The sequence below is a fragment of the Methylosoma difficile genome (assembly GCF_054657615.1).
Genome location: NZ_BAAHYJ010000001.1, coordinates 1,071,557 through 1,095,000 on the forward strand (window position 1 = coordinate 1,071,557; position 23,444 = coordinate 1,095,000).

The 23,444-nt window shown below is 49.6% G+C and carries 22 protein-coding genes (1 of these 22 cut by a window edge); 13 read left to right on the top strand and 9 right to left on the bottom strand.

The window, feature by feature from the left end:
• Positions 1-2: 2 nt before the first annotated feature.
• Positions 3-710 (bottom strand): bifunctional 2-polyprenyl-6-hydroxyphenol methylase/3-demethylubiquinol 3-O-methyltransferase UbiG, encoded by a 708-nt coding sequence (gene ubiG / locus ACYQ1O_RS05235; protein WP_459990575.1) that lies wholly within the window; start codon positions 708-710, stop codon positions 3-5.
• 337 nt (positions 711-1,047) lie between these two features.
• On the opposite strand from ubiG, the gene guaB reads away from it, so the two are divergent.
• From guaB to tadA, 4 genes are all read left to right on the top strand, one after another.
• Positions 1,048-2,517, top strand: coding sequence for an IMP dehydrogenase (gene guaB / locus ACYQ1O_RS05240; RefSeq protein ID WP_459990576.1), 1,470 nt, complete (start codon positions 1,048-1,050; stop codon positions 2,515-2,517).
• A gap of 69 nt (positions 2,518-2,586) precedes the next feature.
• Positions 2,587-4,170, top strand: coding sequence for a glutamine-hydrolyzing GMP synthase (gene guaA, locus ACYQ1O_RS05245; RefSeq protein ID WP_459990577.1), 1,584 nt, complete (start codon positions 2,587-2,589; stop codon positions 4,168-4,170).
• Positions 4,171-4,280: 110 nt separating this feature from the next.
• The gene (locus tag ACYQ1O_RS05250; RefSeq protein ID WP_459990578.1) at positions 4,281-5,606 is read left to right on the top strand and encodes a leucine-rich repeat-containing protein kinase family protein; all 1,326 of its coding nucleotides are present in this window, start codon (positions 4,281-4,283) and stop codon (positions 5,604-5,606) included.
• Complete coding sequence (gene tadA / locus ACYQ1O_RS05255) at positions 5,607-6,065, top strand: tRNA adenosine(34) deaminase TadA (protein ID WP_459990579.1); 459 nt, start codon at positions 5,607-5,609, stop codon at positions 6,063-6,065.
• Positions 6,066-6,105: 40 nt separating this feature from the next.
• Here the strand turns inward: tadA and pgi are convergent, their stop codons facing one another.
• Positions 6,106-7,740, bottom strand: coding sequence for a glucose-6-phosphate isomerase (gene pgi, locus ACYQ1O_RS05260; protein ID WP_459990580.1), 1,635 nt, complete (start codon positions 7,738-7,740; stop codon positions 6,106-6,108).
• A gap of 268 nt (positions 7,741-8,008) precedes the next feature.
• On the opposite strand from pgi, the gene ACYQ1O_RS05265 reads away from it, so the two are divergent.
• The 5 genes from ACYQ1O_RS05265 to ACYQ1O_RS05285 all read left to right on the top strand — a co-directional run bounded on the left by ACYQ1O_RS05265 (position 8,009) and on the right by ACYQ1O_RS05285 (position 11,470).
• Entirely contained in the window at positions 8,009-8,599 is a 591-nt protein-coding gene (locus ACYQ1O_RS05265) for a hypothetical protein (RefSeq protein ID WP_459990581.1), read from the top strand.
• Positions 8,600-8,683: 84 nt separating this feature from the next.
• Positions 8,684-9,583: a copper oxidase gene (locus tag ACYQ1O_RS05270; RefSeq protein WP_459990582.1), complete on the top strand. Its 900-nt coding sequence runs from the start codon at positions 8,684-8,686 to the stop codon at positions 9,581-9,583.
• Positions 9,584-9,730: 147 nt separating this feature from the next.
• Positions 9,731-10,141, top strand: a complete 411-nt coding sequence (locus tag ACYQ1O_RS05275; RefSeq protein WP_459990583.1) for a YqaA family protein — start codon at positions 9,731-9,733, stop codon at positions 10,139-10,141.
• Between the two features lie 37 nt (positions 10,142-10,178).
• Positions 10,179-10,964 carry a hypothetical protein gene (locus ACYQ1O_RS05280; RefSeq protein WP_459990584.1) on the top strand — a complete coding sequence of 262 codons (786 nt, stop codon included), beginning with the start codon at positions 10,179-10,181 and terminating at the stop codon, positions 10,962-10,964.
• Between the two features lie 80 nt (positions 10,965-11,044).
• Positions 11,045-11,470 carry a desulfoferrodoxin family protein gene (locus ACYQ1O_RS05285; protein WP_459990585.1) on the top strand — a complete coding sequence of 142 codons (426 nt, stop codon included), beginning with the start codon at positions 11,045-11,047 and terminating at the stop codon, positions 11,468-11,470.
• A gap of 57 nt (positions 11,471-11,527) precedes the next feature.
• Here ACYQ1O_RS05285 and ACYQ1O_RS05290 read toward each other — a convergent pair whose 3' ends face one another.
• From ACYQ1O_RS05290 to ACYQ1O_RS05320, 7 genes are all read right to left on the bottom strand, one after another.
• On the bottom strand, positions 11,528-12,535 hold the full coding sequence (locus ACYQ1O_RS05290; RefSeq protein ID WP_459990586.1) for a glycosyltransferase family 9 protein: 1,008 nt from the start codon (positions 12,533-12,535) through the stop codon (positions 11,528-11,530).
• Between the two features lie 5 nt (positions 12,536-12,540).
• On the bottom strand, positions 12,541-13,488 hold the full coding sequence (locus ACYQ1O_RS05295) for a glycosyltransferase (RefSeq protein ID WP_459990587.1): 948 nt from the start codon (positions 13,486-13,488) through the stop codon (positions 12,541-12,543).
• 29 nt (positions 13,489-13,517) lie between these two features.
• Positions 13,518-14,444 (bottom strand): glycosyltransferase family 2 protein, encoded by a 927-nt coding sequence (locus tag ACYQ1O_RS05300; protein WP_459990588.1) that lies wholly within the window; start codon positions 14,442-14,444, stop codon positions 13,518-13,520.
• Between the two features lie 23 nt (positions 14,445-14,467).
• Positions 14,468-15,910 (bottom strand): glycosyltransferase, encoded by a 1,443-nt coding sequence (locus ACYQ1O_RS05305; RefSeq protein WP_459990589.1) that lies wholly within the window; start codon positions 15,908-15,910, stop codon positions 14,468-14,470.
• Positions 15,907-16,953 carry a glycosyltransferase family protein gene (locus ACYQ1O_RS05310; RefSeq protein WP_459990590.1) on the bottom strand — a complete coding sequence of 349 codons (1,047 nt, stop codon included), beginning with the start codon at positions 16,951-16,953 and terminating at the stop codon, positions 15,907-15,909. Before ACYQ1O_RS05310 ends, ACYQ1O_RS05305 begins: the two co-directional genes overlap by 4 nt.
• Positions 16,950-17,927 carry a class I SAM-dependent methyltransferase gene (locus ACYQ1O_RS05315; RefSeq protein WP_459990591.1) on the bottom strand — a complete coding sequence of 326 codons (978 nt, stop codon included), beginning with the start codon at positions 17,925-17,927 and terminating at the stop codon, positions 16,950-16,952. Before ACYQ1O_RS05315 ends, ACYQ1O_RS05310 begins: the two co-directional genes overlap by 4 nt.
• Before the next feature lie 100 nt (positions 17,928-18,027).
• On the bottom strand, positions 18,028-18,591 hold the full coding sequence (locus ACYQ1O_RS05320) for a Uma2 family endonuclease (RefSeq protein ID WP_459990592.1): 564 nt from the start codon (positions 18,589-18,591) through the stop codon (positions 18,028-18,030).
• A gap of 89 nt (positions 18,592-18,680) precedes the next feature.
• On the opposite strand from ACYQ1O_RS05320, the gene msbA reads away from it, so the two are divergent.
• The 4 genes in view from msbA to rfaD are tightly spaced (at most 55 nt apart) and all read left to right on the top strand, a layout consistent with a single transcriptional unit that may run on beyond the window.
• Positions 18,681-20,435 (top strand): lipid A export permease/ATP-binding protein MsbA, encoded by a 1,755-nt coding sequence (gene msbA, locus ACYQ1O_RS05325; protein ID WP_459990593.1) that lies wholly within the window; start codon positions 18,681-18,683, stop codon positions 20,433-20,435.
• Positions 20,436-20,470: 35 nt separating this feature from the next.
• Entirely contained in the window at positions 20,471-21,043 is a 573-nt protein-coding gene (locus ACYQ1O_RS05330; protein WP_459990594.1) for a D-sedoheptulose-7-phosphate isomerase, read from the top strand.
• A 55-nt stretch (positions 21,044-21,098) separates the two neighbouring features.
• Positions 21,099-22,526, top strand: a complete 1,428-nt coding sequence (gene hldE, locus ACYQ1O_RS05335; RefSeq protein ID WP_459990595.1) for a bifunctional D-glycero-beta-D-manno-heptose-7-phosphate kinase/D-glycero-beta-D-manno-heptose 1-phosphate adenylyltransferase HldE — start codon at positions 21,099-21,101, stop codon at positions 22,524-22,526.
• A protein-coding gene (rfaD, locus tag ACYQ1O_RS05340) for an ADP-glyceromanno-heptose 6-epimerase (protein WP_459990596.1) crosses the window boundary here: on the top strand, positions 22,523-23,444 show its 5' portion. It continues 23 nt past the right edge of the window; only the first 922 of its 945 coding nucleotides appear in the window; it begins with the start codon at positions 22,523-22,525; its stop codon lies off the right edge, out of view. The genes hldE and rfaD overlap by 4 nt, the downstream gene beginning before the upstream one ends.

Consider the following 23,444-nt stretch of genomic DNA (forward strand, 5'->3'; position numbering starts at 1 on the left):
GGTTATTCCGCGCGTTTGAAAGCGGCAATGTAGTTGACATCAATGTCTTTGCCCAAGCTGAAGCGTTTGTTGAACGGGTTATATTCAATGCCGACCATGCCTTGCAATTGCAAGCCGGCATGGCGGGCAGATTGGCATAATTCGGATGGCTTGATAAAGGTTTTGTAGTCATGCGTGCCTTTGGGCAGCATTTGCAGCACATGTTCGGCGGCAACAATCGCCAGCAAATAGGCTTTGGATTTGCGGTTGAGCGTGGAGAAAAACACCATGCCGCCGGGTTTGACCATCGCCGCGCAAGCGTCAATGATGGATGCAGGGTCGGGGACGTGTTCGAGCATTTCCATGCAGGTGACGGCATCGAAACTTTCTGGCTGTTGCGCGGCCATGTCTTCGGCGCTGATTTTTTGGTAATGGGCATTCACGCCGGTTTCCAGTCCGTGCAAATCGGCAATGTCGACCAAATCTTCGCTCAGGTCGATGCCGGTAGCGTCTGCTCCATGTTTGGCGAGGGCTTCGGTGAGGATGCCGCCGCCGCAACCGACATCAATCAGCCGTTTGCCCGCCAAGCTGAGGTAGCTTTCGATAAATTGCAAACGCAAAGGGTTGATGTCATGCAGGGTTTTAAACTCGCCTTCAGGGTCCCACCAGCGTTCCGCCATCGAACCGAATTTATGGATTTCGTGTGGGTTTACGTTGTCAGTTGTTGTCATGGTGGTAAGTCCTTTGCGAATGGCTATAGTTTACTATGTCACTAGGTTATTCGTCATTTGTTGTCATCAGCCTGGCGCATTTGGCAACAGCGTCTATGGTTACAGGTTGGCGGGAAGAAAATGGCGGATAAAACGGCCTAATGATTTGCTGGCTGTGGTGCAGTTTTGTGCTTTTGTTTGCTAAATTCAATGGCAAATTGTATTCGATTACGGGCCATTTGTTGTGGATTTCTTGCTGTGATTAACTATTTAACAACATAAATGCATTTGTATTAAGGAAAATGCAGCATTTGACAGTATAATTGAGAGTTATTCTTACGACAGCCAGGTGTGGTTTATGCAAATTATTCAAGAAGCGCTCACGTTTGATGACGTTTTATTAGTGCCTGCCCATTCAACCGTTTTGCCCCGCGATGTCGAGCTAAAGACCCAACTGACCCGTGGCATAGCCCTGAACATTCCGTTAGTGTCGGCGGCGATGGATACGGTGACGGAAGCGCGTTTGGCAATTGCCATTGCCCAAGAAGGCGGCATCGGCATCATCCATAAAAACATGACGGTTGAGCAACAGGCGCGCGAAGTCCGTCATGTGAAAAAATACGAAAGCGGTGTCATTAAAGACCCCATCACCGTCTCACCCGACACCAGTATCCGCGATGTCATCAAGCTGACCCGCGCTAAAAACATTTCAGGCGTGCCGGTGGTCGATGGCAACCAATTGGTGGGTATTGTCACCAGCCGCGATTTGCGATTTGAAACCCGTTTTGACGAAGCGGTTTCCAAGGTGATGACACCGAAAGAGCGTCTTGTCACCGTTAACGAAAATGCCGACCGTAAAGAAGCCATTGCTTTGTTGCACCAGCACCGTATCGAAAAAGTCTTGGTGGTCAACGACGATTTCCATTTATGCGGCATGATTACCGTTAAAGACATCCAAAAAGCCAAAGATTACCCACTGGCTTGCAAAGACGAGCAAGAACGCCTGCGTGTCGGTGCTGCGGTGGGTACAGGCCTTGGCACGGAAGAACGGGTTGCCGCGTTAGTGACGGCTGGCGTTGATGTCATTATCGTCGATACCGCCCACGGACACTCGCAAGGAGTGTTAGATAGGGTGCGTTGGATTAAGCAGCATTATCCTAATGTACAGGTCATTGGCGGCAATATCGCCACTGCTGAAGCAGCTCTGGCCTTGGTTGAAGCCGGTGCAGACGGTGTTAAAGTCGGCATTGGCCCAGGTTCTATCTGCACCACGCGTATTGTTGCCGGTGTTGGTGTGCCGCAAATTACTGCTGTCAGCAATGTCGCTGATGCCCTTAAAGGCACAGGCGTGCCGCTGATTGCCGATGGCGGTGTCCGTTATTCGGGCGATGTCGCCAAAGCGTTGGCGGCGGGTGCTTATGCGGTTATGTTAGGTGGCTTGTTTGCCGGTACGGAAGAAGCGCCCGGTGAGGTTGAATTGTTCCAAGGCCGTTCTTACAAATCGTATCGTGGCATGGGGTCGTTGGGGGCCATGTCGCAGCAACAAGGCTCAAGCGACCGTTATTTCCAAGAAGCCGCCGATTCGGTCGAAAAATTGGTACCCGAAGGTATTGAAGGCCGCGTGCCTTATAAAGGTAGTTTGTTGGCGGTGATCCACCAGTTATTAGGCGGCATCCGCGCTAGTATGGGCTACACCGGTAGCCAAACCATCGGCATGTTGCACGACAAAGCGCAATTTGTACGCGTCACCAGTGCCGGTATGCGCGAAAGCCATGTCCATGACGTGACCATCACCAAAGAAGCGCCGAATTACCGCATGGAACGCTAAGCCGTTCATTGTAGGACGGGCCGGTGCCAGCACTGCCCGTCGCCCTCTTAGACCAGTGAAAACACCAACGTGAAAGCAAACACCAATATCCACGCCCATAAAATCCTCATCCTCGATTTCGGCTCACAATATACCCAGCTGATCGCGCGCCGCATCCGCGAAATTGGCGTGTATTGCGAGATTTATTCTTGCGAATGCACTGCCGAAGAGGTCAAAAACTTCGCCCCGAATGGCATCATTTTGTCGGGCGGCCCTGAAACAGTCACCAGCGATGATACTCCGCGCGCGCCAGCTATTGTTTTTGAACTGGGCATTCCCGTGTTGGGCATTTGCTACGGTATGCAAACCATGGCGGAACAGTTGGGCGGCAAAGTCGAAAGCTCCAGCCACCGCGAATTCGGCTATGCGCAAATCCGCGCGCGAGGCCATTCCAAGTTATTGACTGGCATCGAAGACCATTTGTCACCTGAAGGTTTTGGTTTGCTGGATGTGTGGATGAGCCACGGTGACCGCGTCACCGAATTGCCGGATGGCTTTAAAATGATCGCCAGTTCCGATGGCGCGCCGATTGCCGGTATCGCCCACGAAGACAAAGGTTTCTACGCCTTACAATTCCATCCTGAAGTGACGCACACCAAGCAAGGCGGACGCATTTTGTCGCGCTTTGTGCTGGATATTTGCGGCTGCGAGGCCTTGTGGACGGCGGGTAATATTATTGATGACAGTATCGCCGCCATCCGCGCCAAAGTCGGCAAAGAGCAAGTCATTTTGGGCTTGTCTGGCGGCGTCGATTCATCTGTCGTTGCGGCTTTATTGCACCAAGCGATTGGCGAGCAGCTGACTTGTGTGTTCGTGGATACTGGTTTGTTGCGCTTGCACGAAGGCGACCAAGTGATGGCAACCTTTGCCGAACACATGGGCGTCAAAGTCATCCGCGTCAATGCCGAACAACGTTATCTTGATGCCCTTAAAGGCGTTGCCGACCCCGAAGCCAAACGCAAAATCATCGGCAATTTATTTGTGGAAATTTTTGACGAAGAAGCCAGCAAACTGGCCGATGCACAATGGTTGGCGCAAGGCACAATTTATCCGGACGTAATCGAGTCGGCGGGCGCCAAAAGCGGCAAAGCGCATTTAATCAAATCTCACCACAATGTCGGTGGTTTGCCTGAACACATGAAGCTGAAGTTGCTTGAGCCGTTGCGCGAATTATTCAAGGACGAAGTCAGAAAATTGGGCTTAGAACTCGGCCTGCCCGCCGATATGATCTTCCGCCATCCTTTCCCAGGCCCCGGTTTGGGCGTACGGATTTTGGGCGAAGTCAAAAAAGACTACGCCGATTTGCTGCGTTTGGCGGATGCCATTTTTATTGAAGAACTTTACCGTCACGATTTGTACAGCAAAGTCAGCCAAGCCTTTGCGGTGTTTTTGCCGGTCAAATCCGTCGGCGTGATGGGCGATGGTCGTCGTTACGATTACGTGATCGCCATCCGCGCCGTGGAAACTATCGACTTCATGACCGCACGTTGGGCGCATTTGCCTTATGAGTTTTTGGACTTGATTTCGCGGCGGATTATTAACGAAGTCGCGGGCATTTCCCGCGTCACTTACGATATTTCCGGCAAGCCGCCTGCGACGATTGAGTGGGAGTAAGGCTTGGTTTCATGTCTACGCCTATGGGTTCGGCAGCCCTTTTAGGAAAATGCGGGCTGGAACGCGCTTTATTGTGAGTGCGTTTCAAGCCGCCCAACTTCCCCGTCAATATGCAAACACTTGACCAGCTCCGGTCCGGCGAACTAGCCGGAATCCGCCATCTGAAATTATCTTGTGGCTTAAGCCAATTTCCCCGCGAAATTTTCAATCTGGCGGACACACTGGAAATTCTGGATCTTTCAGGCAACGCGCTTTCTGATCTTCCTGATGATTTGGCGCAGCTTGGCAAGCTACGTATCCTTTTTTGTTCCGACAACCCGTTCACCGAATTGCCGCCCGTGCTAGGGCGTTGCCCTGAACTCAGTATGATTGGCTTTAAGGCAAACCGTATCCGCCATGTGCCCGCCCAATCGTTGCCGCCAAAATTGCGTTGGTTGATCCTGACGGATAATCAAATTGAAGCTTTGTCCGACGCTCTAGGCGATTGCGCGCAGTTGCAAAAGCTGATGTTGGCGGGTAACAAACTCCGCGCTTTGCCGGCTTCACTTGCCAACTGCAAACAGCTTGAGCTGCTCCGTATCGCTGCCAATCAGTTTGACGCGTTGCCAATGTGGCTGTTGGCTTTGCCGCGCTTGTCGTGGCTGGCGTATTCTGGCAATCCGTTCTGTGCGAGCTTGGAAAGCCAAAAACTAGCCGCGTCATCTGTTGCCGATATACCTTGGGCTAGGCTGGCGCTTGGGCCGTCGCTAGGCGAAGGCGCTTCCGGCGTTATCCATTATGCGGACTATGGCGATGACGGCGGCGCTACGAAAGGTGTGGCGGTCAAGTTGTTCAAAGGGGCGGTCACCAGTGATGGATTGCCTCATTCTGAGATGGCGGCGGCTATTGCTGCCGGATTGCATCCTAATCTGATCGACGTGCTTGGCAAAATCAGCGGGCATCCCTCGGATGCCAGTGGCTTGGTCATGACCTTGGTTGATCCGTCCTTCAAAAACTTGGCAGGCCCTCCTAGTTTTGCCTCGTGTACCCGCGACATTTATCCCGCCGATACCCGTTTCGGATTGCCAGAAGTTCTGGCAATCGCGCAGGGCGTGGCTTTTGCTGCCCAGCATTTGCACCGGCAAGGCATTATGCATGGTGACCTGTATGGACATAATATTTTGCAGGATGGGCAAGGCCAGGCTTTGCTTGGCGATTTCGGTGCGGCTTCTTTTTATGCAAACGACGATCAGGCTATTGCCAACGACCTACAGCGGATAGAGGTCAGGGCGTTTGGTTGCCTATTGGAAGAGTTGCTGGAACATTGCACGCCACTACCCGATGAGCTTCCGGTGTTCGGATTGCTTGATGGGCTGAAGCAGGCGTGTTTGTCTGAAGAAAGCGAGCGCAGACCCTTGTTTGCTGAAATGACTGCATTATTGGCAGGAGCTAGTTAAATGGAAGTGAATGCTGACGACGAAGCGTGGATGCGCTATGCCATCCGCTTGGCGCAACGGGCGGAAGATTTGGGTGAAGTGCCGGTGGGCGCGGTGTTGGTAAAAGACGGGCGCTGCCTTGCCGAAGGTTGGAATAGCCCGATAGCCGATCATGATCCTAGTGCGCATGCGGAAATGATGGCTTTGCGTGCGGGCGGCAAGGTCTTGCAAAACTATCGTCTGATGGATGCCACGCTTTACGTCACGTTAGAGCCGTGTGTGATGTGTATGGGCGCGATCAGCCATGCGCGGGTCAGGCGTTTGGTGTTCGGGGCGTTTGACGCTAAGCGTGGTGCAGTGTGCAGCGCGGTAAGTTTGGCAGATGCGCCGTTTCTAAACCATCGGCTTGATTGGCAGGGCGGGGTGTTGGAAGCCCCGTGCGGTGATTTGTTGCGGGATTTTTTCCGAGCTAGGCGGTGATGGGCTGCATGGCGGTTTGCGCCTTGCAGCCGGCTTTGGGTTAATGCCCGCGTAATTGTTTGTAAGCGTTAATCAAGCCATTGGTTGAACAATCATGGCTTCTGATGGTTTCTTCATTTTTTAATTCCGGCAAAATTTTGTTTGCCAGAATTTTGCCCAATTCCACGCCCATTTGGTCGAACGAGTTGATGTTCCAAATGACGCCTTGCACAAAAATTTTGTGTTCGTAGAACGCCAATAATGAACCCAAGGTTTTGGGTGTCATTTTTTTGAACAGGAAAGAGTTCGATGGTTTGTTGCCTTCAAACACTTTTGAGGCGACTAATACCGCATCTTTTTGTTCTTCAGGCGTTAACGATTGCAGCACTTCTTCTTCGGTTTTGCCGCGCATTAAGGCTTCGGGTTGCGCCAAGAAGTTGGAGACCAAAATGTCATGGTGTTCAGGCAAGTCGTAATGGCTGTTGGCGGCAACCAGAAAGTCGCAAGGGACTAATTTGGTGCCTTGGTGGATCAGTTGGAAAAACGCGTGCTGACCGTTAGTGCCGGGTTGCCCCCAGATGATCGGTCCCGTGTTGTAATCCACTTTTTCGCCATTCATATCCACGCTTTTGCCGTTGCTTTCCATATCGCCTTGTTGGAAATAGTCGGCGAAATAGCGCATGGATTGGTCGTAGGGCAATAAGGCGTAGGATTCGGCGTGGAAGAAGTTGTTATACCAAACGCCTAGCAAGCCCATCAGCACGGGGATATTTTGTTCAAACGGCGAGTTGCGGAAATGCTCGTCGGCTTCGAATGCGCCTTGCAGCAGCTCTTCAAAATTGTCCATGCCAATATAAAGGGCGATGGATAAGCCCACTGCCGACCATAGCGAATAACGCCCACCGACCCAATCCCAAAATTCAAACATGTTGTCGGTGTCGATGCCAAAGGCGGCGACATTTTCGGCATGGGTGGAGATGGCGACAAAATGTTTGGCAATCGTGTCAGGGTCTTTAGCGGTGTCCAGAAACCAGCGTTTTGCCGATTTGGCGTTCATCATGGTTTCTTGGGTGGAAAATACTTTGGAAGCCACAATAAATAATGTGGTTTCTGGATTGAGGGGTTTGAGCTTTTCGACAATATCGGTTTGGTCGATATTGGAAACATAATGGACTTTAAGTGTCGAGCTATAGGGCGTCAGTGTCATTGACACCATTTTGGGGCCTAAGCCAGAACCGCCAATGCCAATGTTGACCACGTCGGTGATGGTTTTTCCGGTATAGCCTTTCCATTCACCGGAGCGGACGCGCTCACAAAAGGTACGCATTTTTGCCAGCACCGCGTTGATTTGCGGCATAACATCTTGGCCTTCGACGTAGATAGGGCGGTTGCTGCGGTTGCGTAAGGCGGTGTGCAGTACTGCACGGTGTTCGGTGGTGTTGATGGTCTCGCCGTTGAACATCGCCTCTATTTTATTTTTTAAGTCGGCAAAATTAGCCAGATCCATTAATAATGGTATAGTCTGGTCAGTTATTCTGTTTTTGGAGTAATCAAAGAGGATGTCATTAAACGTGATGGAGAATTTTTTGAAACGGTTGGGGTCTTGCGCAAATTCATCTCGTAAGGAATGGCTTTCGATTTGTTGGTAGTGGGATAGAAGTTCAGACCATGCTTTAGAGTGAGTCAGGGATGACATGTTTCGACGGTTCCGTTTAAATGAAGTTGGTTTAAGTCTACGAAAAGGAAGTCAGTATAGCAATAGAACAGGAAAACTATTACCGCCTCTTTTGTAATGTTAATTCGATGGGTGCTTTTCCATCAATTCCTTTATTTGGGTAGGGTGATGTGCTAGAGTTCGCAGTCGTTATCAGAAGGGCTTTGCGCGGAAGATAGGCGCTTGGATATTTGACGCGTTTTGTGCAATTAATTTTTTATAATAATAACTATCGAAACTGGAAGGTATTATGAACACAGCAAAGATTTTTAGAAAGGGTTTACTGGTATTTTTGGGTTTGGCCTTGTCGGCCTCTGTATGGGCTCACGGTGGCGCTGCCGGTACAGATACCGATCAATGTAAGTTTGAGTTAGAACCAACTCATTGGATCCATTACACTGCCTACCAACCTGTGGCCTATTCTGCTGAAGAGTTCTGCGGCAAATTGCCAGGAACTAACACTAAAACCCAGTTAGTCTTCGACTACCAAGACATGCGCTATAGAAACATGACGGTTGAGTTCGAAGTAACTAAAGAGCCAGAAGGCACACAAGTTTTCTTCTTGCCTGCGGCAAAACACAAAAATGGAACGGTTAACCTGGAGTTGCCAAACGGCGTGCCTGATCCAGGCAAATATTTGATCCATATCACTTTGGTTCCAGATCAAGGTGACCGTTTAGATGCCCACATGGGCTTTACTGCCGGCACTGGTCCCGCTACTAGCGGTACTAGCCTGTTGTTGTATGCTTTCTTTGCGTTTGCGGGCTTGTACATTTTGTACTTGTCACACGCAGGCTTCAAATCAGCGATTGATAAAATGATTGGTAAAGCAAAAGCTTAAAACGGATAACTGCGGTCAGCGCAATGCTTGGCTGGACGGATCGGCTGTCAATAGCCGGTTAAGATTTAACAGAGGAGACGAAAAATGTTGAAGTTATTGTCGGTTGGCTTATTGGTGGCGATGTTTTCCGCCACAGTCGGCGCAGTAGACATTGAAGACCACGACGGTATGCTCATGGATCATGGTGATGGTCATTTGATGGACATGGGCGGTGGCATGGTGATGGGGCAAAATGCCAACACTTTGCCGGGCGGTTGCGACAGCATTTCCGAAACCAAAGAAATCACCGTCCATGCCGGTCACAAATTTGCGGAAAAATTTCCAGGTCGGATGTATGCCTTCGACACACAGGAATTCCAATTTGAACCTTGTACCAAGCTGACCGTGCATTTCGTTAATGAAGATAACATCCGCCACCAATGGATGATGCATGGTTTGCCTAAGTATTTGTATCCAAAAGGTATGTTCCATTTGGAAGTCAGTGGCCCGGGTAAAGTGTCCGGCACGTTGATTTTGCCGCCAGGCGACAAAACTTACTTGGTGCATTGCGATATTGCCCAGCACATGGAAAAGGGCATGAAAGCCCAGCTGAAAGTGGGTGATGGCGATGGTGATTTGCCAAGCATTCCTGGTGTGACCGCAATGACTTACGCCGACGATTACAAGGCCACGTTACCAGAATTGTTAAAAGCAGCAGAAACTGCGGCAAAAATTCCTGACGTTGCTGTTGTTGCGGCTGCACCGGCCGTATCTGCACAGCCACAGCCAGAATCAGGTTTTTCAGGCTTAACTGTCGTTGGTTTGGCAATCGGTTTAGGTTTGGCAGCATTTTTGGCACGTAAGTTTGACGGAATGAGTGCCTCAGAAGCCGTCGCAACCGTGTTTGAATGGTTGCGGATGGGGATTGAAGCATTGGTTGTTTTGGCAACCCGCTTGCTCAAACTGGTTACTGGCGACAAAAATAAAGTATTGCCAGGTAATTAATCTGATGGCAACCAGAAAACCCCTGTGCAACATCAGGGGTTTTTTTTCGCATAAATTTAGGGTCGGAGCCATTGGAATGGCTATTTCGGACAGGGATTGACCAGACTTTCCTAGGGATGAGTTTTTTGTTTGCCCAACTATTGACCTATGACTGAAATTTGGGGATTGTTTCTCAGTGCCTTCATCTCGTCTACCTTGGCACCCGGCGGATCGGAAGCGGTTTTGGCCTATTTGGTAACCCAGCATTACCCTTTGCCGGAATTGCTGTTGGCGGCAACGGTTGGCAACACTTTAGGAGCCATGACGACGTGGTTTTTAGGCTATCTGACCAGCCAAAAATTTCCGGCGGCTACGTTACTGCCAGCAAACAAGCAAAAAGCCTTGGATGTCGTCAAAACTAGAGGCCAATGGGTGTTGTTGTTGACTTGGTTGCCGGTGGTGGGTGATGTGTTGTGTTTTGCGGCAGGGTGGTTAAAACAGCCGCTACTGTCAGGAATATTATTGATTTTATTAGGCAAGCTGGCACGTTACGCGGTCGTGGCTTGGTTGTTTGTTTAAAAATCCAGATTGTTGTTTTAATCCATAAGAGGTTGCCGTGTTACGCCATTTTCCAGAAGCCGGAATTATCTATCCGCATAAAAAGCGTGATTATTTTATTGCCGCGTTCACCTTTTTTTGCGTTGCCGTGTGCTTAATCAGCGATGCCAATGCCGATATGGCTAAACAAAACGCCTTGGGCGTGTGCGGCTGGGTGTTTCTGATAGGATTGTTGCTGGGCGAAAACAAAGAGGTTCGCGTGCAAGTGCTGATTGCCGTTATGTTTGCCACCATTGGCGAACATTTCGCTTCGCCTTTTATGGGCGGTTACACCTATCGTTTCGGAAATGTGCCGGCCTATGTGCCGCCAGGACACGGCATGGTCTATCTGACCGCCGTAGCCTTGGCACGCTCTGGTTTCTTCATGACCCATGCACGCGCCATCACTACTTTTGTGCTGGTCGTTTGTGGCTTATGGTCGTTATGGGGAGTTAGCGGTATTCCAGAACAAGGCGATTGGGTTGGTGCGATGCTGTTTTGCGTGTTTTTGGTTTATTTGTTTAAAGGCCGCTCGCCCATGGTTTATCTGGCGGCGTTTTTTATCACCACTTGGCTGGAGCTGATTGGTACGGCGGTCGGCACGTGGAAGTGGGCCTCGATAGACCCCGTTTTGCATTGGCAGCAAGGCAATCCGCCCAGCGGCGTAGCGGCGTGGTATTGTTTGGTTGATGCGGTCGCTATTGGCGGCGCACCCTTGGTCTTTAAGGCTTGGCGTGACGTCGGTGAGTGGTTGAAAGCACAGAAAGGCCGTGATGATGCTTATCAGGGTTCAGGAAACGAATAAGTGTTTTAGTTTAAATTTAAGATGGCTAGGCGTATAGTCAGCCAACATTGCCATCAACTTACCCATCAAGAGGAAAAACTATGGATCGTCGTCATTTTATCCAACTAAGCGCAGCGGGTTTGGCTGCGGGTGTCATTGCCCCTGCGGCAGCCATGGCAGAAAGCACCGCCCATCACCCAACGGCTGACCTGTACTACACCAAAGATTCGTCAGGCCGATGGAGCGGAAAGGAAGCAACCCATGTGCCCAATATCGAAGTGAACACCGCTAACGGCAAAATCACCGTCAAAGTGGTCACCGCTCATGAAATGAAAGGTTACGAGCATTACATCGTCAAGCACGTTTTGTTGGACAAAGATTATAAATTCATTGCCGAACACATGTTCAACCCCGTGGAAGACAAAGTAGCTGTGTCAACCTTTACATTAGATAGTTACAGCGGTGTGTTTTATGCGCTGAGCGTTTGTAACAAGCACGATCTTTGGTTGAATACCGCCGAAGTTTAAGCCCGCCATTTCCAAATGGAGTAAATGCATTTTTACTCCATTTTCCCTTCTTCAAACCTATCTGTCAGCATATACCGATTGCAAATAGTCCTTGATGGCAACCGGTGCAATGCTTTCCATGCAAGGGCAATGGATTTTGTCCTTTCTGCAATCGTTACACGATTTTTCCAGCACAAATACTTTGGCTTTTTTGCCGACCGGTTGCCAGCGCCCTGGATGGATAGGCTTCATCGGTGGGTAAATGCCGATCGCATGTTTTTGTAGGGCGGCGGCAATGTGCAATGGCCCCGTGCTGCAGGCAATCAGGCCATCGCAAGCGGCAATAAAGGGAATGAATTCCGCCAAGCTCATTAATCCGGTCAGGTCGGTGACGCGCTCGCCAATTTCGGCGAACAACGGTTCCAAAGCCGCTTTTTCGTGTGCCGTGCCGGAAATAAAAATTTGAAACTGATTGGGGTCGAGTTGCTTTATCAAGCTGGCGTAGTGGGCAAGATTCCATTCCCGTGCGCTGCCGCGAGATTTGGGATGCAGAATCAGCTTGAATTTATCGGCCTGCAATAAGTTGGCAAACTCTGGCTTCAATGCAGGCAAGCGGCTCATATCCGTTAACCCGGCAACTGCAGGTAAAGGAAAGTCGCCAGAAATTCCCAGTGGTTTTAGCAGCTTTAGGTTTAACTGCGCTTCATGCAAAGGTGATTTGTTGCGGCTGAGCTTCACCCATTTATTGCAGGTATACCAATGATACCAACGGTTGAGGGTGCCAATGCGCCAAGGGATTTGCAGTTCTTTGGCGCGTTTGGCAAGCACGGGCCTTGGTAGCACGTGCAAAATGGCTTGCGGTGCTTGGCCTGCTAACGTGATGGGATGCTGTAAAAAATCTTCTTGGCTGATAAATTCGTCAATATAAGGACAGGCTTCAATAATTGCCCGTGTGTAGGGTGTGCCTAGAAAGCCAATGACGATGTCGGGGAAATGTTTTTTTAAGAGCGCTGCCATGGGTAGCGTTAAGACGACATCACCGATGCTGTCGGTGCGACTGATGATAATGTTGCTGGGTGGTGTCATAAGTTTCAGATCATTTTGTAAAACGCGCGCAGGCAATGCAAACGCTGTTTCAGGTCAGGATTGTGGTATTTTTTGTGGCGCAAAATGGCTTGGCGGTGCCGGAAATACAGCCGCATCCTTAGCCAATTGTTTGTTAAAGAAAAGCTGCTTTGGCTTTTATGTAGTTGATATAAAATCGCTTTTTCCGGCAGGGAATCGGGGCATTTTTCACACATCGCCATTAAGCGCAACTGGGCGTACTCAATCCGTTGTTGGCGGGTTTTTCTTTTTTTCGCCAATTTGATGCGGTCTTTTTTATTGAGCGCATTGGTTTGGTTGGCATCATGGCGGCGGTACTGCACCAAAACCGCATCGACAAATTTCACGCCACCGTTAAATGAGGCGACAAAACCTAGCCAGTTGTCGTGTGAGAAGCGATAAGGGAAGGGCATAGCTGCCAAAGCGACGGGTTTGGCGATTAACATGGCATGACCTAATGCAGAAATGCCCACTTCAACATAGCTGAGCGGGTTATCAAAATCGACCATGTTTTTTGTGTCTCCCATCATTTGGCCCAGTAAGCGGCCTTGCCCGTCAATAAAGGCTGAATCGCAATAGGCAATGGCATGATTGCCAATATGCTTAAGCAGGACTTCTATTTTGGTGGGTAGCCACACGTCGTCTTGGTCGCACGGGGCTATAAAATCACCTTTCGCCAGCTTAAAGCCTTTTTCAAAAGTTTTGACATGCCCTAGGTTGTGTTCGTTGACATGCACGGCTAACTGAGGGTGTTGCCCAGCATACCGATTCAGAATGTTGACCGTGTCATCTGACGAACCATCATCAATGGCGATAATTTCAAGGTGGGGGTGGGTTTGCTTGAGAAGGCTGTCGAGCTGCTGTTCAAGAAAACGTTCGCCATTATAAGTCGCCAAAACAATGCTGACTAACGGCGGGTTGGGGTTGCTGTTCATGGTTTATTTGAATAAAAGCGGGGCTTCTGTTAAATGATTTTGAAAAAGGTTTTCAGGCAATATAGCAAACGTCTTGCCTCGTTGTGTTTCTTATACGACAAAAAGGCTTTGCGGTGTTTGAAAAACAAACACATACGTAACAAATTATTGCTTAGCGAATAGCTGGCATAGCTCTTCGCCAATTGCCGATAAGCTTGTTTTTCAGCGTACAAGCTATCTGGGCAGCGTTCGTAGAGCATTTGCACGCGTTGTTGTGCGTTTTTAATGCGTTGTTCGGTGGTTTCCCGCTTTTTGTTTTTTTTGTTGATTGCGCCAAAAACATTGGCGTCATGGCGGCGGTAATGCACCAAAACTTCGCGGACAAATTTAAGCGAGCTGGTAAACGTTGCCACAAAGGCCAGCCAATAATCATGCGGCATCATCGAGTCGGGGAATGGCAGGGTTTCTGCCATGAGTTTTTTGGTGATGAGCATGGCATGGCCCGGAACTGAGCCGCCGATGGCGAACATCAACGGATTGTCAAAATCTATCAAGGTTTTGGCTTCGCTCATGGTTTCGCCCAGCAATTCACCTTGGCTATCAATAAAGGCCGAATCGCAATAAACAATAGCGTAATCGCCGATGGCTTTCAGCAAAACATCGATTTTATCGGTTAGCCAAATGTCGTCTTGGTCGCTGGGGGCGATGTAGTCGCCTTTAGCCATCAGAAAACCTTTTTCAAAGTTTTTTTGGTAGCCAAGGTTTTGTGCGTTGACCTCGTACCTGAAGTGGGCATAACGGTTGGCGTATTCGGCAAGGATGCTGGCTGTGCCGTCTGTGGAGCCATCATCAACGGCGATGATTTCAATGTTCGGGTAGGATTGTTTGACGATGCTGTCGAGCTGTTCGCGTAAAAAACGTTCGCCATTGTAGGTGGCTATCACGACCGAGACCAAAGGTAGGAATTGCTCAGACATTTGCAGTTAAATCCTTGCCTCGTTTACAGGCTTTTGTAAGGTGCAACAAAGGCTTCGTCCAGCTGGCAAACCTCTGCGGGTAAGTTAAGGCTGGACAGCACTTTGTTTTCAATTTGGTACATCAGTGATGGCCTAACCCAGCCTTTTTCGATGTGTTGTTTGACAAAGCCAATGTCAATAAAACCCGTGTCGACAGCTTCTATCAAATCTTGCATCCATAAGTGCTCCAGTTTGTTGTCGCGACTTACCCACGGTTGTGTGGGCATGTCGGTGTAATGGACAAGGCAGCTGGTGTTTTCTTTAAACCATTCCAAGCAATTCCATTCGCTAGGTATGCAGACGCCAATGTTTTTTGCCGCTGCCATTTCGTACATTAAGCTTTCGTAACTAAAACTGCCGTTATCCAAACCATCGATAATGCCATCAACCGTCCAGGCAAGCTTCTCGCAATCCAGTAGCATCACCGAAAATTGTGGACGGCGTTTTTTTTCGCGTTTGCTGGGTGTTACGGTGATTAAGTCGTGGCTACCCATGGGTAAGTTCCACAATTGGCTGATGTCACGAAACAGCTGCATGTCCGAATCCAAATAAATGGCGCGTCCTTGCAAGCCGTTAAGGTGTGGGATCAGAAAACGTTGGAAAGAAAATGGCGTGCGTTGTTTGTTGCGCGGGTCTTTGGGTTCGCGGTATTGGATCTGGGCTTCGTGTAACGGAAACACTTCTACGGGTTGTGAGGCGTGTTTTTTGATGGAATATTCCAACACTTTGACCGAGAGCATTTGCTCTTCTTGGGTGGCGACATAGACCTTGATGGGGTAATGGTTGACCAAGCCCTGGTAATCGAGATTGTATTGGCTGATTTTTTTTATGATGCCGGCAAATTGGCTGTCAAAAGAGCTATTGCCGTTGGCAAGCAAGGTGGTGGGCGACGATTGCTCAAAAACGTTGTTGTAGTTGCTGCCGCCATCCACACCCAATGTGCGGATTTTTTTGATGCCTTGCGTGGCTAAAACATCAACGGCAGCCTCGGCGCTAAAGTAATTGACGCGGATTTGCCGATGTAGGCCAACAGGCCATTTGCCGTGTTTTAACAAGGCTTTGATGCCTAAATGGTCATACCAAAACAGGCGGCCTTGTTGATCCATTTGCGCCAGCAAGGGTAGTTTTTTGAGCAGTTCCGGTAAGCTGTCTTTTCCTGGCTGGTTATTGCGGTGGGGAAAGTACGGCATCACCAAGTAATCTGCCTGAGCCAAGATTTGTCCGGCACAACTTTCAAACACGTCAATGTCGATCAAATGGCTGATTTTGGCAGGTATTTGGCTAATGACATGATTGAGTGTCAGTACGTGGTAATCTGCCAGATCAACTTGGTTGATGTGCTGGTAACTGGGGCCTTTGCCAATAATGAGCCAGGGTTTGTCGTGCAGGGTAGTATCGCTGGCGAATAAATGCGTTATGTTTTTCATGATCCGGTCACACGGTAAAAAAGTTGTTCCCACTGTTGGCTAATATGGTTAATCGACCATTTGTCCAATAATAAACGTCGACCTTGATTAACATGGGCAAAACGTTGGTTTGGGTTGTTTAAGTAAGTATCGAATGCGTTTTGCCAGTCGTCTAAAAAACACGCTTCGCTTAAGGCTTGGTAGCTGGGAATGCTGTCGGCAATCACCGGCAAACCCAAATGCAGTGACAGTGCCAAGCGGTTGTTGGTTTTTGCTAGGGTAAACGGATTTTGGCTAATCGGGATGATGGAGATGTCATGCAACCTGAAAGCGTGCGCAAAAGTGCTGGGATGCCAAGGTAAATAGGTGCTGGGAATTTGCCAACGTTTGCTTAGGTCGGCAAATAATATCGGGTTATTGCTGATAACCGTCAATGATGTTTGGCTGGCGAATGTGGCATCGTTAAAAAAAGTATCCAGCTTGGCTAAATCGCCCATGCCGTAGTCGGCTTTGCCACCTCCTGCAATCCCAAACCAGACCAGGCAGGTTCTGCCTTCGGTTCGCCAGCCTTGGATTTGATCCGAAAGTTTTTGGTATTTTTGTAGCTGTTGCCAATAGGTGAGGGCTTTGGGGCAGAGCGGCAGGATTTCATCGACGGCATCTTCGATGATGCTGATTTTGGTTGCATCAATATGTTCTGCAATGCACGTTGCCAAATACTCGGACGAGGCGACCGTGTGGTCGGCAAGTTGCATCATTTGCTGAATGACTTCGGCGGCTTTCGCCACTTCTGGCAATTGCTGCGGGTTGTAAAAGTAGTTGTCGCATAAGTCGAAGATGACTTTAATGCCTTGGCTTTTTAATTGTTTGGCCTGTTCAAGGCTTTGGTGGTCATGGGTTTTGTTGAACACCACGGCATCGTAGCGGTTTTGCGAATTGGCTTGGAAAAAGCTCACGGGCCAAGCTTGTTTCTGCAGCTGATCCATCACATTAAGGCAGCGAATCCTTGCGCTGGCAACATTTCTGTCTTGCGAAACGGGTTTCCAAGCAATTTTTAAGCTCATTTATAAGCCCAAACGGTCATTCTGCCGCTTTGTTTGCTGATGGCGAGCAACCAGCCCAGTATTTTCGAAAAAAGTTTTAGGCGCTTCCGGTCTTGCACCTCTTGCATCAATGTGGCAAGGCGCGGTTGTTGTCTTAGGGTAAAAATACGGACGAGGCTGGCATAGAGGTTGTTGGGGTTACGGTGCCAATAAAATTGGCTGCGGTTAAAGCCTGTTTTTGCCAGCAAGGTATGAAGGGTTGGTTTTGTATAGTGGTAGAGGTGGTTTGGCAGATGCAGGGAGTAGTAATTTTGTTTGAATAATTGAAAATCTACCCCGCCTAGGTCGGGAACGGAGATAACCAATGCGCCACCAGGTTTTAGGGCTTGATGGAGTTTCTCCAAACCCGCTAGCGGGTGGTGCAAATGTTCAACCACCATCCATGCCACGATCATATCGAAATGATTATTGGGAAGCTCGGTTCCTTCGAGAAGTCCGCAGGTCACATTAAGCCCTTGTTGCTTCGCGCTATTTGCTGCCGATTCAGAAGGCTCAAGGCCGCTGACAGTCCAACCTTGCTGCTGCATAGTCATTAGAAAATCACCGGAACCACAGCCAATCTCCAATAGGTTTCCTGGCGGCATAGGCGGGAGGATGGTTTTGCTGTTGGCGTTAAAGTTATCAGAAAGCCATTTTTTAAAACCAGTTTTTGGTTTTTTGTTGGGATTGTTGTTTTTGACTTGCGTTGATAAATAGGGCGCATAAGTGTCAGGGTAATAAAACCCAATGCTATTTTGGTTGGGTCTTGGGTTCGTGCGCATCAAACCGCAGGCTTGGCAGCGGACAACTTGGAATTTGCCCGGCAAATAATTGATCCAGTCTTCACCTATTAATATAGGTGTCTCTTGACTACTTCCGCACTCGCAAGGCATGTTTTCCATGGTCACTTCTGGAGGAAGCGTGTTTTGTTCTGGCGTTTCTAGGGTGTGGTTCATGATGGGTGGCTTATACGGGCTGGCTGCCCTGCGGTTGTGTGCTTGCTCTTCCGCACGGATGGTTGGGAGGTGGTCAATTATAACGGTACAGGAGGAGGATTCAATTCAGCACACCCGCATATAAATCCGCCAAGCTGATTTCACAATCCACACATCCAAAGCGGATGCTGTCGCCTTTGCCGTATTGGCTCAGATGCCAATCGTGTTGGTTGGGTTGGCGTGTGTACTTCTGCACCCGGTATTTGTCTTGAGCAACCAAGCAATATTCTTGTACACTGGGAATATTTTGATAAGCAACTAGCTTTTCGCGCTTATCAGTCAGGGCGGTGGCGGGCGAGAGGATTTCAATAATGAGGCACGGCTCGCTGATGGCGTAAGCGTCGGTTTCGTTTTCGCTACAAACTAGCATCAGGTCGGGATAGTAGTAGGTTCTACGCTGGGCGATTTTTAATTTAACGTCGCTCATGTATACGCGGAACGGTGTGTTTTTCACTTGGGCGTGCAGGAAACTATACAAATTGCCACCGATCTGGTTGTGCGCCCGACTTGCGCCAGTCATGGCAAAAATAGCACCGTCAACGTATTCATGGCGTTCTTGGCTGGACATTTCCATCGCTAAATAGTCTTCTTCGCTGAGGTAAGGTATTAGCTGATGGGTAAGCATGGTGGCGCTCCAGTTACAAATAATAGGCTACGGCACAAGCAGTGCTTTGGCGGCAAAGGCCGTAAGCTTTCTATAATACATTAAATAATATGTCCAAAACATCCAAAACAGATTTTGAAATTTACAAGCGATTGCTGACTTACACCAAGTCGCACCGGCTGCTTTTTGCCATCAGTATTTTCGGTTTTTTGATTTACTCCAGCACCCAGCCGCTGTTTGCCAGCCTGATCCAGCAGATTATCGACACCGTGCAGGCCAAATCGCGTGACAAAATGCTGTATCTGCCGCTGTATTTTAGTGGCTTGGTTGTGTTGCGTGGTATTGGCAACTATTTGGGCAACTACTATTTGGCAAAAGTGTCGCTGAATGTGATCCATGCGTTGCGTTGCGAGTTGTTTGACAAATATACGCAGCTGCCAACGGTGTATTTTGATGACAATAACAGCGGCTATATGATCGCCAGGATTACCCACAATGTCGGGCAAGTGGCGCAGGCAACCACCGATGCTATCCGCAAGATCGTTCAAGAAGGGCTGACGGCGTTGGGTTTGTTGGGTTACCTGTTTTATATGAACTGGCAATTGTCGCTGGTATTTTTGGTGGTGGCCCCCGTGATTGCCTTGTTGGTCAATTATGTCAGCAAGCGTTTGCGGATGTTGAGCCAGCGTATCCAAAACTCGATTGGCGATATGACCCACATCACATCCGAATTGGTCAACGGACATCGCATTGTCCGCAGTTACGGCGGCGAAGCCTATGAAAAACGCCGTTTTCTGGAAAGCAGCCTCTACAATCGCCGCCAATCGCTAAAAGCCACAACGACCAGTTCCGTACACAACCAGCTGATGCAGTTGGTGATTGCCGTCGCCTTGGCGTTTTTAATGTATATGGCCTTGTTTTTTATGGAACAAGACAGTGTTGGCTCGTTTGTCGGCTATTTGACAGCGGCATTTTTGTTGCCGCGCCCGTTCCGGCAACTCAGCGATGCGAACAGCGACATCCAAAAAGGCATTGTTGCGGCAGATTCTTTGTTTAAGGTGTTGGATACGGAAGGCGAGCTGGATAGCGGCACTTACGCGCCCGACCGCTGCCAAGGCGCATTGGAATTTAAAAACCTGACCTTCCAGTACGCCAGTGCCAGTGAGCCGTCATTGACCGACATTAGCTTTAAGGTCGAGCCTGGGCAAACCATTGCTTTGGTAGGCGCGTCCGGAGGCGGCAAAAGTACCTTGGTCAATTTGGTGTCGCGCTTTTATTCGCACGACCAAGGCCAAATCTTGTTGGATGGCGTCGAGATCAACGACTACCAGTTGGCCAATTTGCGAAAACATATCGCCCTTGTTAACCAGCAGGTGATTTTGTTCAATGACACTATTGCCAACAACATTGCCTACGGTGCCTTGGCGGGCGCTAGCCGTGAATCCATCGAACAAGCGGCAACCGATGCCTATGCAATGGAATTTATCAGCAAATACGAACACGGCTTGGATACGGAGATCGGCGAGAACGGCGTAAAATTGTCCGGTGGCCAGCGCCAGCGTTTGGCTTTGGCAAGGGCTTTATTAAAAGATGCGCCGATTTTGATCTTGGACGAGGCCACTTCCGCGCTGGATACCGAATCCGAGCGATACATCCAAGCCGCTTTGCAAAAAGTGATGGGCAACCGCACAACCTTGGTTATCGCGCATCGCTTGTCCACTATCGAAAACGCCGACGTGATTTTGGTGATGGAGCGCGGGCGCATTGTCGAGCGCGGCTCGCACAACGAATTGCTGGCACTGAATGGCGCTTATGCCCGCTTACACGCCATGCAGTTTAGGGAAAATAATGAGGGCGCATTTTAATTTCCCAAAAAACCACCCCGACATCAGGAGATTATTTGAAAACCTTTATTTCCGTATTGGAAGACCATCTGGAAATGGTCAAAAACTTAGCGGCTATCAATGGTGATATTGAGGCCGCTGGCGATTTGTTGGTCAACACCTTAAACCAAGGCGGCAAGATTTTATTGTGTGGTAACGGTGGCAGTGCTGCCGATTGCCAGCATATCGCCGCTGAACTGGTGGTCCGTTATGAAATAGACCGCGTCGCCCTGCCGGCGCTGGCGTTGACCACCGATTCGTCGATTCTTACCGCCCATAGCAACGATGTCGGTTTTGAAAGTGTGTTTTCGCGTCAAGTGGAGGCGTTTGGTCAGGCCGGTGATTGTCTGATCGCCATTTCCACTTCCGGCAAAAGCCCGAACATCATCAAAGCGGCACAGGTGGCGCAGCAGAAAGGCTTGTCGGTGATTGCCATGACCGGTGGCAATGGCGGGCAATTGTTGCCCCACGCCAGTATCGGCATTGTGGTGCCATCCAGTGTCACGGCACGTATCCAAGAGGCGCATATCTTAATAGGCCATTGGTGGTGCGGTTGGATAGAAGGCCACTGCGCCAAGTCATCATCGTAAGCAGGGCGGGTGTTTCCAATCCGCCCCGTGTTATCCATCAATTAAGGAATGCTTCATGTTAGCCACTCTTCCTGATTTTTCTCAGGCGCGTATTGTTGTTATCGGCGATGTCATGCTCGACCGCTACTGGTCGGGGCAAGCCACGCGTATTTCTCCTGAAGCGCCCGTCCCCGTGGTGCGTGTCAATAGCCACGAAGACCGCGTCGGTGGTGCTGCCAATGTCGCCCTGAACATTGCCCGTCTGGGCGGGCAAGTGACCTTGCTGGGCGTGGTCGGTGACGATGCGGAAGGTGTCGCGCTAAAAACCAGTTTGGAAGCGGAAGGCGTCAATTGCGCCTTTGTTGTCCAGCCGGGTTTGAGGACTATCTGCAAATTGCGGGTGATGGCGCAACACCAGCAGTTAATTCGCGTGGATTTTGAAGATGTGCCGCTGCAATTTGACCATTCGGCTTTGCAGTCGTTGTTGCAAAGCCAATTGCCCGACCACGCCGTATTGGTGTTGTCGGATTATGGCAAAGGCACCTTGGCGGATGCGGCTGAAATAATTGGTCTTGCTAAAGCGGCGGGCAGACAGGTGTTGATTGATCCTAAAGGTACGGACTTTAGCCGCTACGCCCATGCTGATGTCATTACGCCTAATCTAGGAGAGTTTCTCGCCGTTGTAGGCGCTTGCGCTAATGAAGATGCCGTACAGGCAAAAGGCCGTAAACTGCTTGCCGAACACCAAATAGCCAATTTGTTGCTGACGCGCGGTGAGTCGGGCATGACGCTGATCGAGCCTGAAGCAAGCCAATCCATTCCTGCCCAAGCCAAAGATGTGTTTGATGTGACCGGTGCGGGCGATACGGTCATTGCCGTGATGGCTTTGTGTATGGCGGCGCAAATACCATTAACGGAGGCTATGTATTTTGCCAATCTTGCCGGCGGTATTGTCGTGGGCAAGCTGGGAACGTCTACCGTCTCGGTGGAAGAGTTGGCTCGTGCGATGCACGGTGCTGGCGGTTCTGCGCAGTATGGTGTGGTTTCCGAAGATGAATTGGCTTGTTTGATTACGCATGCCAAAGCCAGTGGCGAACGGGTCATTATGACGAACGGCTGTTTTGATTTGTTGCATGCCGGGCATGTGACCTATTTGCAACAGGCGCGTGCTTTGGGTGATCGTTTAGTGGTGGCGGTCAATTCCGATGCATCAGTGAAAATTCTCAAAGGCGAGTCGCGCCCTATTAATGGTCTGCAACATCGAATGACGGTGTTGGCGGCGTTGTCCTGTGTCGATTGGGTGGTGGCCTTCGAAGAAGAAACGCCGGAGCGTTTATATTGCAAGGTGTTGCCGAATGTTATCGTGAAAGGCGGCGATTACACGCCAGACCAAGTGGCGGGTGGTGATTGCGTCATTAAGGCGGGCGGGGAAGTGAAAGTTTTGACGTTTGTCGAAGGGCAATCGACAACCAATATGATAAATAAAGCGAGAGGTGCTGAATGATTATTGTCACAGGCGGTGCCGGCTTTATCGGCAGCAATCTGATCCGCGCGCTAAACAAGCGCGGCGAGCGCGAGATTTTGCTGGTCGATAATCTCAGCAACGGGCGCAAAATGCTTAATATCGCCGATTTGGATATTGCCGATTATTGCGATAAGCACGATTTGTTTGCCAAGTTGGACGATCAGGCCTTTATGCGTCAGGTTCGTGCCGTTTTCCATCAAGGCGCTTGCTCGGCAACCACCGAATGGGATGGTCAGTATGTCATGAAGAACAATTACGACTACTCCAAGCAACTGCTGCATAATTGCCAAACGGCGCGCATCCCGTTTATTTATGCTTCTTCGGCTTCCGTTTACGGAAATGGGCAGAATGGCTTCCGTGTTGACCGCGCCTGCGAGCAGCCGATCAATATGTATGCCTATTCCAAGTTCCAGTTCGATCAATATGTGCGGCGCATTTTGCCGACAGCAACGGCGCAAATCGCTGGATTCCGTTACTTTAACGTCTACGGCCCCCGAGAACAGCATAAAGGCTTGATGAGCAGTACGGCATTCCACTTCAATCAACAAATCCTTAAAGACCAAGTAGCGAAGTTGTTTGCCGGTTGCGATGGTTATGGAGATGGCGAACAGCAGCGCGATTTTGTGTACGTTGGCGATGTAGTCGATGTCAATTTATGGTTTTTGGATAATCCGACACAGTCGGGAGTATTCAATGTTGGCACGGGTAAGGCGGAGCCGTTTAATGCCGTCGCCGAAGCTGTCGTTGCTTGGCATGGCAAAGGAAAGATTGAATACATTCCTTTTCCCGATCATCTGAAAGGCGCATATCAAAGCTATACCCAAGCAGATTTAACGGAGCTGCGTGCGGCGGGTTATGAAAAAAAGTTTTTAACGGTTAATGAAGGTGTCTGGTTGT

Excerpts from the sequence above, each read along its gene's own strand:
- ubiG (WP_459990575.1), bottom strand. The coding sequence starts at position 710 with ATGACAACAACTGACAACGTAAACCCACACGAAATCCATAAATTCGGT.
- guaB (WP_459990576.1), top strand. The coding sequence starts at position 1,048 with ATGCAAATTATTCAAGAAGCGCTCACGTTTGATGACGTTTTATTAGTG.
- ACYQ1O_RS05250 (WP_459990578.1), top strand. The coding sequence starts at position 4,281 with ATGCAAACACTTGACCAGCTCCGGTCCGGCGAACTAGCCGGAATCCGC.
- tadA (WP_459990579.1), top strand. The coding sequence starts at position 5,607 with ATGGAAGTGAATGCTGACGACGAAGCGTGGATGCGCTATGCCATCCGC.
- pgi (WP_459990580.1), bottom strand. The coding sequence starts at position 7,740 with ATGTCATCCCTGACTCACTCTAAAGCATGGTCTGAACTTCTATCCCAC.
- ACYQ1O_RS05265 (WP_459990581.1), top strand. The coding sequence starts at position 8,009 with ATGAACACAGCAAAGATTTTTAGAAAGGGTTTACTGGTATTTTTGGGT.
- ACYQ1O_RS05270 (WP_459990582.1), top strand. The coding sequence starts at position 8,684 with ATGTTGAAGTTATTGTCGGTTGGCTTATTGGTGGCGATGTTTTCCGCC.
- ACYQ1O_RS05275 (WP_459990583.1), top strand. The coding sequence starts at position 9,731 with ATGACTGAAATTTGGGGATTGTTTCTCAGTGCCTTCATCTCGTCTACC.
- ACYQ1O_RS05285 (WP_459990585.1), top strand. The coding sequence starts at position 11,045 with ATGGATCGTCGTCATTTTATCCAACTAAGCGCAGCGGGTTTGGCTGCG.
- ACYQ1O_RS05290 (WP_459990586.1), bottom strand. The coding sequence starts at position 12,535 with ATGACACCACCCAGCAACATTATCATCAGTCGCACCGACAGCATCGGT.
- ACYQ1O_RS05295 (WP_459990587.1), bottom strand. The coding sequence starts at position 13,488 with ATGAACAGCAACCCCAACCCGCCGTTAGTCAGCATTGTTTTGGCGACT.
- ACYQ1O_RS05300 (WP_459990588.1), bottom strand. The coding sequence starts at position 14,444 with ATGTCTGAGCAATTCCTACCTTTGGTCTCGGTCGTGATAGCCACCTAC.
- ACYQ1O_RS05305 (WP_459990589.1), bottom strand. The coding sequence starts at position 15,910 with ATGAAAAACATAACGCATTTATTCGCCAGCGATACTACCCTGCACGAC.
- ACYQ1O_RS05310 (WP_459990590.1), bottom strand. The coding sequence starts at position 16,953 with ATGAGCTTAAAAATTGCTTGGAAACCCGTTTCGCAAGACAGAAATGTT.
- ACYQ1O_RS05315 (WP_459990591.1), bottom strand. The coding sequence starts at position 17,927 with ATGAACCACACCCTAGAAACGCCAGAACAAAACACGCTTCCTCCAGAA.
- ACYQ1O_RS05320 (WP_459990592.1), bottom strand. The coding sequence starts at position 18,591 with ATGCTTACCCATCAGCTAATACCTTACCTCAGCGAAGAAGACTATTTA.
- msbA (WP_459990593.1), top strand. The coding sequence starts at position 18,681 with ATGTCCAAAACATCCAAAACAGATTTTGAAATTTACAAGCGATTGCTG.
- hldE (WP_459990595.1), top strand. The coding sequence starts at position 21,099 with ATGTTAGCCACTCTTCCTGATTTTTCTCAGGCGCGTATTGTTGTTATC.